Annotated in this window: 14 protein-coding genes and 1 tRNA gene; all 15 read right to left on the bottom strand. The window is 61.5% G+C overall.

Going from position 1 to position 12,307, the window contains the following annotated elements; genetic code table 11:
- Window positions 1-119: 119 nt before the first annotated feature.
- Window positions 120-195, bottom strand: a tRNA-Lys gene (locus G7016_RS18890).
- A 61-nt stretch (window positions 196-256) separates the two neighbouring features.
- Window positions 257-931, bottom strand: coding sequence for a 7-cyano-7-deazaguanine synthase QueC (gene queC / locus G7016_RS18885; RefSeq protein ID WP_181117261.1), 675 nt, complete (start codon window positions 929-931; stop codon window positions 257-259).
- A 24-nt stretch (window positions 932-955) separates the two neighbouring features.
- Entirely contained in the window at window positions 956-1,603 is a 648-nt protein-coding gene (gene queE / locus G7016_RS18880; RefSeq protein ID WP_181117260.1) for a 7-carboxy-7-deazaguanine synthase QueE, read from the bottom strand.
- 161 nt (window positions 1,604-1,764) lie between these two features.
- The gene (ybgF, locus tag G7016_RS18875; protein ID WP_181117259.1) at window positions 1,765-2,601 is read right to left on the bottom strand and encodes a tol-pal system protein YbgF; all 837 of its coding nucleotides are present in this window, start codon (window positions 2,599-2,601) and stop codon (window positions 1,765-1,767) included.
- A 6-nt stretch (window positions 2,602-2,607) separates the two neighbouring features.
- Entirely contained in the window at window positions 2,608-3,117 is a 510-nt protein-coding gene (gene pal, locus G7016_RS18870; RefSeq protein WP_181117258.1) for a peptidoglycan-associated lipoprotein Pal, read from the bottom strand.
- Window positions 3,118-3,169: 52 nt separating this feature from the next.
- Complete coding sequence (gene tolB, locus G7016_RS18865; RefSeq protein ID WP_181117257.1) at window positions 3,170-4,468, bottom strand: Tol-Pal system beta propeller repeat protein TolB; 1,299 nt, start codon at window positions 4,466-4,468, stop codon at window positions 3,170-3,172.
- A complete protein-coding gene (tolA, locus tag G7016_RS18860) occupies window positions 4,465-5,568 on the bottom strand; it encodes a cell envelope integrity protein TolA (protein ID WP_181117386.1) in 1,104 nt (367 codons plus the stop codon). The genes tolB and tolA overlap by 4 nt, the downstream gene beginning before the upstream one ends.
- Window positions 5,568-6,020, bottom strand: coding sequence for a protein TolR (gene tolR, locus G7016_RS18855; RefSeq protein ID WP_181117256.1), 453 nt, complete (start codon window positions 6,018-6,020; stop codon window positions 5,568-5,570). The genes tolA and tolR overlap by 1 nt, the downstream gene beginning before the upstream one ends.
- Before the next feature lie 13 nt (window positions 6,021-6,033).
- The gene (tolQ, locus tag G7016_RS18850) at window positions 6,034-6,729 is read right to left on the bottom strand and encodes a protein TolQ (RefSeq protein ID WP_181117255.1); all 696 of its coding nucleotides are present in this window, start codon (window positions 6,727-6,729) and stop codon (window positions 6,034-6,036) included.
- Complete coding sequence (gene ybgC, locus G7016_RS18845) at window positions 6,719-7,186, bottom strand: tol-pal system-associated acyl-CoA thioesterase (protein WP_181117254.1); 468 nt, start codon at window positions 7,184-7,186, stop codon at window positions 6,719-6,721. The genes tolQ and ybgC overlap by 11 nt, the downstream gene beginning before the upstream one ends.
- Window positions 7,187-7,326: 140 nt before the next feature.
- The gene (ruvB, locus tag G7016_RS18840) at window positions 7,327-8,364 is read right to left on the bottom strand and encodes a Holliday junction branch migration DNA helicase RuvB (protein ID WP_181117253.1); all 1,038 of its coding nucleotides are present in this window, start codon (window positions 8,362-8,364) and stop codon (window positions 7,327-7,329) included.
- 1 nt (window position 8,365) lies between these two features.
- Complete coding sequence (gene ruvA, locus G7016_RS18835) at window positions 8,366-8,977, bottom strand: Holliday junction branch migration protein RuvA (protein WP_181117252.1); 612 nt, start codon at window positions 8,975-8,977, stop codon at window positions 8,366-8,368.
- A 116-nt stretch (window positions 8,978-9,093) separates the two neighbouring features.
- Entirely contained in the window at window positions 9,094-9,624 is a 531-nt protein-coding gene (gene ruvC / locus G7016_RS18830) for a crossover junction endodeoxyribonuclease RuvC (protein ID WP_181117251.1), read from the bottom strand.
- Window positions 9,621-10,367, bottom strand: coding sequence for a YebC/PmpR family DNA-binding transcriptional regulator (locus G7016_RS18825; protein ID WP_181117250.1), 747 nt, complete (start codon window positions 10,365-10,367; stop codon window positions 9,621-9,623). The genes ruvC and G7016_RS18825 overlap by 4 nt, the downstream gene beginning before the upstream one ends.
- Window positions 10,368-10,460: 93 nt before the next feature.
- Window positions 10,461-12,236: an aspartate--tRNA ligase gene (gene aspS, locus G7016_RS18820; RefSeq protein WP_181117249.1), complete on the bottom strand. Its 1,776-nt coding sequence runs from the start codon at window positions 12,234-12,236 to the stop codon at window positions 10,461-10,463.
- Window positions 12,237-12,307 lie beyond the last annotated feature (71 nt).

Raw genomic sequence — 12,307 nt, 5'->3', positions numbered from 1 at the left:
ATTTGACGTTCCCGCGCCTCGGCGCACGAGGGAACGGCAATTCCTTTATCGGATGCAGGTATAGCAAACTGAAGGGCCGGAAACGAAAAAGGCACCGCCTTGGCGGTGCCTCTTGAATATGGTGGGTCGTGTAGGATTCGAACCTACGACCAATTGGTTAAAAGCCAACTGCTCTACCAACTGAGCTAACGACCCTCTTGGTGGTGCGCATCATACTGATTTTTAAGCAGTAATCAACCCCAGCCAGGCAAAAAAGTTACTGATAACGGGTGGGATCCGCCACGCCTGCCGCCGCAAAGCCCTCCGCGCGCAGCCGGCAACTATCGCACTTGCCACACGCGCGACCGTGGTCATCTGCCTGATAACAGGAAACCGTAAGGCTGTAATCCACCCCATGCCGCACGCCTGCCCGCACGATGTCAGCTTTGCTGAGGTTCTGCAGCGGGGCACGAATGGTGAAGCCCTGCCCTTCAACGCCCGCCTTGGTGGCCAGGTTGGCCATGCGCTCGAACGCCTCCACGAACTCGGGACGGCAATCCGGATAACCGGAATAGTCCACGGCATTCACCCCGATGAAGATATCCCTCGCGCCCAGCACTTCCGCCCAGCCGAGCGCGAGCGACAGGAAAACGGTATTGCGGGCAGGAACGTAGGTAACAGGGATCCCCTCGGTTGGCGCTTCCGGGACAGCGATGCTGCTGTCGGTCAATGCCGAGCCGCCGATGCCATTGAGGTTGAGGCCGATCACCTTGTGCTCCACCGCACCCAGGTCCCGGGCTACCTGGGCGGCGGCGTCGAGTTCGGCGCGGTGGCGTTGGCCGTAGTCGAAGCTCATGGTGTAGCAGGCGTACCCGTCGGCGCGGGCCATGGCAACCACGGTGGCGGAATCGAGACCACCGGACAGCAGGATAACGGCTTTCTTGTCAGACACAGGAAGTTCCTCGTTCAGCGGGGTTCAACGGCCAGGCTCATCGTTCCAGAGCAATTTGTGCAGTTGGAACTGGAAGCGAACCGGCAGGTTGTCCGCGACGATCCAGTCTGCCAGTTCGCTTGCTTTCAAATCGTGATGGCTGGGGGAAAAGAGTACTTCACCGGCTCGTTCGCTCAGGTTGTACTCAATGACCTTGGACACTGCCCAGTCGTAGTCCTCGCGCGAGCAGATCACGAACTTCACCTGGTCGTTGCGCGTAAGCAACGCAATGTTTTCATAGCGATTACGGTGGCATTCGCGGGAGCCCGGTGTTTTCAGGTCCACTACCCGGCTTACTCGAATATCGGTTGCACTGATGTCCAATGCTCCGCTGGTTTCGAGCGATACCTCATAGCCAGCGTCGCACAACCGTTGCAACAGCGGGATCGCATTAGGTTGCGCCAGCGGCTCGCCGCCGGTCACGCACACATAGCGTGGCCGCAGCGCAGCAACCTGCTCCATGATGCTGTCCAGGCTGAACAGCGTACCGCCGCTGAATGCGTAGGCGCTGTCGCAATACTGGCAGCGCAACGGGCAACCCGTGAGCCGAACGAATACCGTGGGCAGGCCAGCGGTACGGGTCTCGCCCTGGAGCGAGTGGAATATTTCGGTAATACGTAGAGTGTCAGACATGGTCGCCACGGGCGTAGCAGCTAAACAGGCCACCCGCCTCCGCCAGCACCCTCACCCCTCGGCGGGGCCGAAAAGGTGGAGGGTTGTTGATAAGGGGCGAAGATTCTAACGAAAAAACCCGCGGCATGCGCGGGTTCGTTCATGAAGCTTCACCGGTACGATCAAAGCCGCTGAAGGTCTCGCTGTGCCAACTGGGCGGCTGCAGTGCCCGGGAACTGGCTGATGACCTGCTGAAGGATGGGCTTCACCCGATCAGTGTGGCCCAGCCGACGCTCCACATCCGCCAGTTTGTACATGGCATCAGGCACCTTGGGGTGCTTGGGGTACAGCTGGCTTACCTTGGCGAACGCCTGGCCGGCACCCTGAAGGTCGCCCTTGGCCAGGTTCACTTCGCCGAGCCAGTACTGGGCATTGCCCGCGTACTGGCTATTGGGGTACTTGCGCAGAAACGCAGCGAACGCCTGGCTCGCCTTGTCGAAGTCTTTCGCCTTGATCAGGTCGAAGGCTGCGTCGTAATAAAGTTTTTCTTTGGCGGGGTCTGCCGGCTCAGCGCTGGCAGCGGCCTGGTCGACGGGCGCGCCCGCCGCAGCCATGTCGGCGCCTGGGGCACCGCCAGTGGCGGAATTCTGGGAAGCATCGGCAGGAGCTGCCGACTGTTGCACAGGTGCACCCGTGCCGATACGGCGATCGAGGTCCTGATAGCGATCCAGTGCTTCTTGCTTCATTTGCTGGATCTGGTTTTGCTGGACTTCCAGTTGACCGCGCAAGCGGGCAATGTCTTCCTGCATTTGTTGCAGCTGCATGAACAGCTCGCCCTGCGCCGAGACAGGGGCCGATGAGACCCCCGTCCCGGCGTAGGCGCCGCTCGTGCCATAACCGGAGGGTGGATAGCTGCTGCCGTTTCCGGCACCACTTCCATCAACCACGGGAACCGCTGCCCATACCGAAAACGGCAGGGCAAGCGCGATAGCAGTTAAAGCACGACGGCACGCTCGCATGACGAATTACTTACGCAGTTCGACGCGACGGTTTTGAGCCCAGGACTGCTCGTCGTTGCCGGTAGCGACTGGACGCTCTTCGCCGTAGGAAACAACTTCCAGTTGAGCTGGGGAAACGCCCTGCAGAACCAGGTAACGCTGAACAGCCTTGGCACGACGCTCACCCAGCGCCATGTTGTATTCGCGGGTACCGCGCTCGTCGGTGTTACCTTCCAGAACGACGCGAGCACCGCTGGCTTTCAGGTCCTTGGCATGGACGTCCAGGGCACGCATGGCTTCCGGCTTCAGGTCGGAGCTGTCGTATTCGAAGTAGAAGGTAGTGATAGCGCGCAGAGCGGCTTCGTCGCTCAGGCTGCCATCGACGGCGCCGGTGTTTGCACCGTAGCCAGCGTTTGGATCGACAGCACCAGCACCAGCGCCTTCACCAGCGTTGTCACCGCCCTTGGAGGAGCAACCTACAGCTACAGCCATGGCCAGGGCCAGCGCAGCGAATTTACCAAACTTCAGCATTTCCATCGTGAAACTCCTAATGAACCCCAGTGTGTTAAGTATAACGTTGTGCGCCGCATCAGTTCAGGTAAGGGGACCAGGAAGGTTCTCTGACTTCGCCTTGAGCGGTAGGAAGCGGGAGCCTTACGCGTCCATTGAGGGACACGAGCATCAAGACTCCCCGGCCCTGCGAGCGGGTGGCGTAGATTACCATGGTGCCGTTGGGCGCAACAGTAGGCGACTCATCAAGACTCGAGTCCGTGAGGATCTTCACGTTACCGCGCTCGAGGTCTTGCGAAGCCACCTTGAAATTGGTGAAGCCATCTTGACGATGAATCATCACCAAAGTTTTCTCGTCGGCAGACAGTTTAGGGTTTGCGTTGTAGTTGCCGACGAAAGTCACCCGTTCAGCGTTGCCGCTGCCAACCGCGGTTTTGTAGATCTGCGGCTTGCCGCCACGGTCGGAGGTGAAATACAGAGTGGAACCGTCCTTGCCCCAGAAGGGTTCGGTATCGATTGCCGGGCTGTTGGTTACGCGGGTCAGCCCACGGCTGCCCAGGTCCATTACGTAGATTTCCGGGTTGCCGTCTTTGGACAGCACGAAGGCCAGGCGATTACCGTCGGGCGAGAACGCTGGCGCGCCATTGAGGCCTTCGAAGTTGGTCAACTGCTCGCGGCGGCCGGTATCCACGTATTGAATGAAGATACGCGGACGCTTCTGCTCGAAGGACACGTAGGCAATGCGCTTGCCGTCCGGAGCGTAACGCGGCGAGAGGATGGGCTCGCGCGATTGCAGCAGGGTCACGGCGCGGGCACCGTCGTAGTCCGAACGCTGCAGGGTGTAGCGGGTGTTGGTGCCACCGAAGCGCTCGGCGGTGACGTACAGCATGCGGGTAGAGAACGCGCCCTTGATGCCGGTGAGCTTCTCGAACGACTGGTCCGCGATGTAGTGGGCCATGTCGCGCAGCTGGTCAACACCTCCGCTCACGCTGCCGGTGCTGACCTGTTGCTCAGTGGCCACGTTGAACAGTGTGTACTGAACCTGAAGCCGGCCGCCGGCTGGCACGATATTACCCACCATCAGGTACTGCGCGCCGAGGGCCTTCCAGTCACGGAAGATCACTTCGCTGGCCTGGGAAGGCAGGCTGATCATGTTCTGCCGCGGAATCGGCGCGTAGTAGCCCGAATTGCGCAGGTCGTCGCCGATGATCTGTGCCATGTCGTCAGGCAGCGCACCGCCCTGGTAGCCGAACGGCACCACCGCGATGGGGGTGGCGCGGTCGGAACCGCTGGTGACCATAATGTTTTTTTCATCGGCGCTGGCGAACCCCGCCGCGCAACACAGCACGACAAGCAGGCCTCGGAGAAGATTAATCACAACGCAAGATCCTCAGGTGTGAATGTCATTTTGAATGAACGGTAAGGGTTGAAATCTGCAGGCTTGAGGCCTTGCATCTCGGTCAACCGGCCAATGTTCTTCACTGCCGCCACCGCGGAACTGTCGTACGGGCCATCGCCGCTGGATTTCGCGACGCTGACATTGGTGATGGTACCGTCGGGCAACATGTTGATCTGCAGCACTACGGTCATCCCCTTGCGCGCCGATGGTGGGCGAGCCCAGCCTTCGGCAGCCCGTGAGCGGATGAGGTCATCGAAGTTGCCCGCGACTTCATCACCCTGCTCGTCCGCCAGTGCCTGTTGCCGCTGCGGCGTATCGGACAACAGGTCCGCCAGCGCCTGGGCTTTCTTGTCTTCGGCAGCCTTGCGGGCAGCATCCTGCGCTTTCTTCTTGGCCGCATCGGCAGCCGCTTTCTTCTTGGCTTCCTCTGCCGCCTTGGCTTTCGCCTCTTCGGCGGCCTTGGCCTTGGCGTCGTCAGCTGCTTTTTTCTTCGCGTCTTCGGCCGCCTTGGCAGCATCCGCCGCGGCTTTTTTCTTCGCGTCTTCAGCGGCTTGCTTCTTCGCGTCTTCCTCGGCCTGTTTCTTCGCCTCTTCTTCGGCCTTCTTCTTGGCGATATCCGCCTGCTCGGCTTTTTTCGCTTCGGCGGCTTTCGCGGCATCGGCGGCCTTGGCAGCTTCTGCGGCCTTGGCGGCGTCCGCAGCTTTCGCGGCAGCCTCGGCTTTCTTGGCTTCGTCGGCCTTGGCGGCAGCCTCGGCCTTTTGAGCGGCCTCGGCTTTCTTTTGTTCCGCCGCCTTTATTTCCTCCTGCTCGACCTTTTTGGTTTCCATCTGCTCGACTTCCGTTTGGCGCGCGGCGGATTTTTTCGCCTCGCCAGCGAGCTTCTGGTTGGTCTGCGTGGTGGCCTGGCTCTTGGACTTGAGCTGGTAAAGCGTGGCCTGAACGATAGGCTTGGCGGGCGGAAGCTCCGGCGTCATGGCAAAGCTTGCGAACAGCATGCCGAAGATGAGCACATGCAACGCGACGGCCCACACACTGGGCCAGAAGTAGTTTTCCGAGGCGGAAGGCTCTCGATGTCGCATCACGGGGCCTCGGTGATCAAGCCGACATTACCCACGCCAGCTTTCTGCAGGCCACCCATGGCACCCATCACGGCGCCGTAGTCGACGGCCTTGTCGCCGCGGATGAACACCTGGGTCTTTTTGCCGTTTTCGTTGCCCTGATTGATGATCGCCGTTACCGCCTGGGTCATTTGCGGCAAGGTACTGGCGCGTGCCTGCTGCTTGTCGGTATCGACTTCGCTGCCCAGGTTCCAGTAGTAGGTTTTGTCGGCCTTGATGGAAATGGTCAGCACCTGGGTGTTGTTGTCTTGCGGCAAGGCCTCGCTGGACACCTTGGGCAAGTCCACTTTCACGCCCTGATTGAGCATGGGTGCGGTGACCATGAAGATGACCAGCAGTACCAACATCACGTCGATGTAGGGCACTACGTTCATCTCGGCCACCGGCTTGCGTTTTTGCCGAACTCGAGCCATTGGAAGTACCTGCTTACTCTTCGCTGGTGTGCACTTTGCGGTGCAGGATCGCCTGGAACTCGTCGGCGAAGGTGTAGTAACGGCTGATCAGGGTTTCGCTGCGCGCGGCGAAGCGGTTGTAGGCGATCACCGCTGGAATGGCCGCGAACAGGCCGATGGCAGTGGCAATCAGCGCCTCGGCGATACCCGGCGCCACGGTGGCGAGGGTGGCTTGTTGCACGGCCGCCAGGCCGCGGAAGGAGTTCATGATCCCCCATACGGTACCGAACAGGCCGATGTACGGGCTGGTGGAACCTACGGTCGCCAGGAACGGAAGCGTTTGCTCGAGCTTTTCTTCCTCGCGGGAGATGGCCACGCGCATGGCACGGCCCACGCCTTCCATGACCGCATCCGGGTCTACCCCTGGCTGCTGGCGCAGGCGGGAGAACTCCTTGAAGCCGGCGCGGAAGACCTGCTCCACACCCGAATCCGGATCAGGGTTGCTGCCGGCCTGCCGATACAGCTTGGACAGGTCGATCCCAGACCAGAAGCGCTCTTCGAAGGAATCGAGGGCACGACGGCCCGCGCGAATCAGGTTGCTGCGCTGAAAGATGATGACCCACGAGGTGACCGAGGCGGCCACCAGGATCAGCATCACCAGCTGCACCACGATACTGGCGTTACTGACCAGGCTCCACATGGAGGTATGGTCGACGGCGTTAGCTTCCACGCTGGTTCTCCTGCTCTTTAGTTGTACCCAAGCCATCATCGGCGGCAAATGCCGCATGCATGGCGGGTGGAATGGCTCGGGGTTTGAAATTGTCGGCACGCACGCAAGCCACCAGGAACTGGCCCTCGCATAACAGCCGGTGATCCGATGCTCGCCGTACCTGCTGGACAAACCGCAGGCTGACGCGGTTCAACTCGCTTACCTCGACGCTCACCAGCAGTTCGTCGTCCAGCCGCGCCGGCACGTGATAGCGCGCCTCGCTGGAATGAACGACGAACAGGAGGTTTTCCGCCGCGAGCACGGACTGGACATAGCCCAGCTCGCGCAGACGCTCGGTGCGTGCCCGTTCCATGAACTTGAGGTAATTGACGTAGTAAACGATGCCGCCGGCATCGGTGTCTTCGTAGTACACGCGACAACGATGAACGAACGGCGCAAGCCCGTTTTGCGCGCGCATACTCTAGTGCGAACTCCCTGGGTTGCCAATCCGGCCGAGCAATTGTTTTTTCAATGACTTGGAGGCTCTCGACGACCCAACCGTCACAACAGCGACTATGACCATCGAAACGCGCATTCGATCAGCCCGCACGCACCCTTTCATTGCAACTCCTCGGAGGGCCCTGGCTCGAAGCGTTCGGGGCGGTTAAGCCCGAAATGCAGGTAGGCGTGCCGTGTGACCACCCTCCCCCGCGGTGTGCGCATGATGTAGCCCTGCTGAATGAGGTAAGGCTCCAGCACGTCCTCGATGGTGTGCCGTTCCTCGCTGATCGCCGCGGCCAGGTTATCCACGCCAACGGGGCCACCATCGAACTTCTCGATCATGGTGAGCAGCAATCGGCGGTCCTGGTGATCGAAGCCACGCTCGTCCACATCCAGCAGGTTGAGCGCCAGGTCTGCCACGGGCTTGGTGATGTCGCCCTTGCCACGCACCTGGGCATAGTCGCGTACGCGCCGCAGCAGGCGGTTGGCGATACGCGGCGTTCCCCGGGCCCGGCGAGCGATCTCGTAGGCACCTTCAGCGTCGATGGCCAGGCCAAGAATGCGCCCGGAGCGGGCAACGATGGTGGCCAGGTCTGCGTCGCTGTAAAACTCCAGCCGCTGCACGATGCCAAAGCGATCGCGCAACGGGTTGGTGAGCATGCCGGCGCGAGTGGTTGCGCCCACCAGGGTAAACGGCGGCAGGTCCAGCTTGATGGAACGGGCGGCAGGCCCTTCGCCGATCATGATGTCCAGCTGGAAGTCTTCCATGGCCGGATAGAGCACTTCCTCGACAATGGGCGATAACCGATGGATTTCGTCAATGAACAGGACGTCGTGAGGCTCGAGGTTGGTGAGCATCGCAGCCAGGTCACCCGGGCGTTCCAACACCGGCCCGGAGGTGCTCTTGATCGAGACGCCCATTTCCTCGGCGATGATATTGGCCAGGGTGGTCTTGCCCAGCCCGGGCGGCCCGAAGATCAGGGTGTGGTCGAGGGACTCGGAGCGCCCGCGAGCCGCCTGGATGAACAGCTCCATCTGCTCGCGCACCACGGGCTGGCCAATGTACTCGGCCAGCTTGAGCGGCCGGATGGCGCGGTCCTGTTGATCTTCGCGGTCTCGCCCGGCGGCGGATATGAGGCGGTCGGCTTCGATCACGTCAGATCATCCCCTTGAGCGCCCGGCGGATAAGGTCCTCGCTCGACAGGCCCTTTTCATTCACGGCAGACACAGCCTTGCTGGCTTCCTGCGGTTTGTAGCCCAGTGAAACGAGCGCGCTCACCGCGTCGGTTTCGGCGGTGGCCACCGGCGCGCGCGGCATTACGCCGTCGTCGGGCACCAGTTCGAACATCGCCGGCGAGGTTTGCCAGGCCTTGAAGCGGTCCTTGAGTTCGACCAGCAGGCGTTCGGCGGTCTTCTTGCCCACACCCGGCACCTTCACCAGCGCACTGGTGTCCTGCGCCTGCACGCAGCGCACCAGTTCATCCACCTCCAGGCTGGACATCAAGGCCAGGGCCAGCTTGGGGCCTACCCCGTTGAGCCGGATGAGCTCGCGGAACAGCTCACGCTCGCGGCGCTCGTAGAAGCCGTACAGCAGCTGTGCATCCTCACGCACTACCAGATGCGTATGCAGGGTAAGCGGCTGGCCCACCGGCGGCAGGCGATAAAGCGTGGTCATGGGCACTTCCAGCTCGTAGCCAAGCCCATTCACATCGAGAATCAGGTGAGGCGGTTGTTTTTCCGCCAAGGTGCCGCGCAAGCGTCCGATCACGTAAAAGTCCTGAAATGCCGACACCCATGGGGGAACCGGGGCCCTTCACGAGCCAGTGCGCATGATCGCAGCATGAGCAGCGTCGGCAAATAAAAATGTTGTAAGGGATGATGCGGTCAAAGCCGTAGGCGACCACCGCGGCTACGGGCCGTACTCAAGCCATGCGGAACCAGGCTGGAACGCGTGTGAGCGTGACAGAGCGCGATCGCCAAGGCATCGGACGCATCGATCTGCGGTTTGGTGGTGAGCTTGAGCAGGTGCATGACCATCAACTGCACCTGCTCCTTGCTCGCGGCGCCCGTACCGGTGATTGCCTGCTTGACCTGAGTGGCCGAGTACTCGGCGATTTCCAGGCCCTCTTCCGCCGCCGCAACGATCGCCGCGCCCCGCGCCTGCCCCAGTTTCAGGGCAGAGTCGGCATTACGGGCCATGAACACCCGCTCGATGCCCATGGTTACAGGGCCATGGGCGGCAATCACTTCGCGCACGCTGCGATAGACCACTTGCAGGCGTTCGTGCAGCTCGCCGCTACCGGTGCGGATACAGCCGGAGGCGATGTATTCGCACCCTCGCCCCAGGCCACGGTCAAGCACCACGCCATAGCCTGTAATGCGCGAACCAGGGTCAATCCCGAGAATAAGGCTCAACCGAGTTGTTCCATGACGTCATCGGCGATGGCCGCGTTGGAATAAACGTTCTGCACGTCGTCCAGGTCCTCGAGCATATCGATCAGTTTCAATACCTTTTCGGCGCCCTCACGGTCCAGGTCGACCTGGGTACTGGGTTCCAGAATGATCTCGGCGTCGACCGCCTTGAAACCCTGGGCTTCCAGCGCCGTGCGTACGCCGTAGAAACTGGCGAACGAGGTGAACACGTCCACCGAACCATCTTCATGGCTGACTACATCGTCGGCTTCGGCCTCGATGGCCGCTTCGGTCAGGGCGTCTTCATCCACGCCGCTGGCAAAGCTGAGGTGGCCCTTGCGCTCGAACAGGTACGCTACCGAGCCATCGGTACCCAGGTTGCCGCCGCATTTACTGAAGGCATGGCGCACCGCGGCCGCCGTACGGTTACGGTTATCGGTCATGGCCTCGACCATGATGGCAACCCCACCCGGGCCGTAGCCTTCGTAACCCAGCTCCTCGACGTTCTCGCCCTCGGTAGAGCCCACGCCGCGAGCAATTGCGCGATCGATGATATCGCGGCTCATGTTGGCGCCCAGGGCCTTGTCCAGCGCCAGGCGCAGGCGCGGGTTGGAACCGGGATCACCCCCACCCTGCTTGGCCGCGACCGTCAGTTCGCGAATCCACTTGGTGAAGATCTTGCCCCTTTTGGCATCCTGGCGTTCTTTGCGGTGCTTGATATTCGCCCACTTGGAATGACCGGCCATACAGACTCCGAAACGTTTTCATAACAAACCGCCCCCGCGCGTGAAACGCGGCGGGGGCGCGGGGAATTGCCGGGCTGCGCGGGGCGCGCCCGTTTATTCGGCCTTGGGTTGTTCGCGCAGGCGAATATGCAGCTCGCGCAGCGCCTTGGCGTCCACTGCCCCTGGTGCCTGGGTCATGACGTCCGCGGCGCTTTGGGTTTTCGGGAACGCAATGACTTCACGGATCGACTGCGCGCCGGTCATCAGCATCACCAGGCGATCGAGGCCGAAGGCCAGGCCGCCATGGGGTGGAGCGCCGAACTTGAGCGCGTCGAGCAGGAAGCCGAACTTCTCTTCCTGTTCCTCCGCCTGGATGCCGAGCAGGCGGAACACCGCCTGTTGCATTTCCTTGCGGTGGATACGGATCGAACCACCACCGAGCTCGGTGCCGTTGAGCACCATGTCGTACGCACGGGACAGCGCGCCAGCCGGGTTGGCTTCCAGCTCTGCGGGGGTGCACTTGGGTGCGGTGAACGGGTGGTGCAAGGCACTGAAGCTGCCGTCGTCGTTCTCTTCGAACATCGGGAAGTCCACTACCCACATCGGCGCCCACTCGCAGGTAAGCAGGCTGAGATCGTGACCGAGCTTGATACGCAGCGCGCCCAAGGCTTCGCTGACGATCTTCGCCTTGTCTGCGCCGAAGAAGACGATGTCGCCGTCCACCGCGCCTACGCGATCCAGGATCACGTTGAGGTTGGCCTCAGGGATGTTCTTCACGATAGGCGATTGCAGGCCTTCCACGCCCTTGGCGCGCTCGTTGACCTTGATGTACGCCAGGCCCTTGGCACCGTAGATGCCTACGAACTTAGTGTAATCGTCGATCTGCTTGCGCGGCATGTTCGCGCCACCTGGCACGCGCAGGGCGGCAACGCGGCATTTCGGATCGTTGGCCGGGCCGCTGAATACCTTGAATTCCACGTCCTTGAGCTGGTCGGCAACGTCAACCAGTTCCAGCGGGTTGCGCAGGTCTGGCTTGTCCGAACCGTAGCGGCGCATGGCTTCTTCGAACGTCATGTGCGGGAATTCACCGAATTCCAGGTCCAGCACTTCCTTGAACAGCTTGCGGATCATGCCTTCGGTGAGGCCCATGATCTCGCTTTCGTCGAGGAAGCTGGTCTCGATGTCGATCTGGGTGAATTCAGGCTGACGGTCGGCACGCAGGTCTTCGTCGCGGAAGCACTTGGCGATCTGGTAGTAGCGGTCGAACCCGGCGACCATCAGCAGCTGCTTGAACAGCTGGGGCGACTGCGGCAGGGCGAAGAAGCTGCCGGGGTGGGTGCGGCTTGGTACCAGGTAGTCGCGGGCGCCTTCCGGCGTGGCGCGCGTGAGGATCGGGGTTTCGACATCCAGGAAGCCGTTTTCGTCGAGGTAGCGACGGATGCTGCTGGTAATGCGCGAACGCAGGCGCAGTTTGTCGGCCATTTCCGGGCGACGCAGGTCGATGAAACGGTAACGCAGACGGGTTTCTTCGCCCACGTCGGAGTATTCGTTCAGCGGGAACGGCGGGGTTTCGGCTTCGTTGAGCACTTCGAGCTCGTAGCCCAGCACTTCGATGGCGCCGGAGGCCATGTTCGGGTTTACCGCGCCCGCCGGGCGAAGGCGCACCTTGCCGGAAATACGCACCACGTATTCGCTGCGTACGCGGTCGGCAGCGGCGAAGGACTCGGCGCGATCAGGGTCGAAGACCACCTGGGCCATGCCTTCACGGTCGCGGATGTCCAGGAAGATTACCCCGCCATGGTCACGACGGCGGTGGACCCAGCCGCAAAGGGTGATTTCCTGGCCGTCCAGGCTCTCGTTCAATTGGCCGCAATAGTGGCTGCGCATCATGATGGTTGGTTCACTTATAGTCAGTCGTGTTCGGGCAGGCCCGCATTACCGGGAGTGTGCAGCACCCGGCG

It is taken from the genome of Pseudomonas japonica, assembly GCF_013522925.1.
GTDB lineage: Bacteria > Pseudomonadota > Gammaproteobacteria > Pseudomonadales > Pseudomonadaceae > Aquipseudomonas > Aquipseudomonas japonica_A.
Note: the sequence above shows the minus strand (reverse complement) of the source record. Positions and strands in the feature narration are given on the sequence as shown.

Coding starts and splice junctions, on each gene's coding strand:
- queE (WP_181117260.1), bottom strand. CDS start 1,603: ATGTCTGACACTCTACGTATTACCGAAATATTCCACTCGCTCCAGGGC.
- ybgF (WP_181117259.1), bottom strand. CDS start 2,601: ATGCGAGCGTGCCGTCGTGCTTTAACTGCTATCGCGCTTGCCCTGCCG.
- pal (WP_181117258.1), bottom strand. CDS start 3,117: ATGGAAATGCTGAAGTTTGGTAAATTCGCTGCGCTGGCCCTGGCCATG.
- tolA (WP_181117386.1), bottom strand. CDS start 5,568: ATGCGACATCGAGAGCCTTCCGCCTCGGAAAACTACTTCTGGCCCAGT.
- tolR (WP_181117256.1), bottom strand. CDS start 6,020: ATGGCTCGAGTTCGGCAAAAACGCAAGCCGGTGGCCGAGATGAACGTA.
- ybgC (WP_181117254.1), bottom strand. CDS start 7,186: ATGCGCGCGCAAAACGGGCTTGCGCCGTTCGTTCATCGTTGTCGCGTG.
- G7016_RS18825 (WP_181117250.1), bottom strand. CDS start 10,367: ATGGCCGGTCATTCCAAGTGGGCGAATATCAAGCACCGCAAAGAACGC.
- aspS (WP_181117249.1), bottom strand. CDS start 12,236: ATGATGCGCAGCCACTATTGCGGCCAATTGAACGAGAGCCTGGACGGC.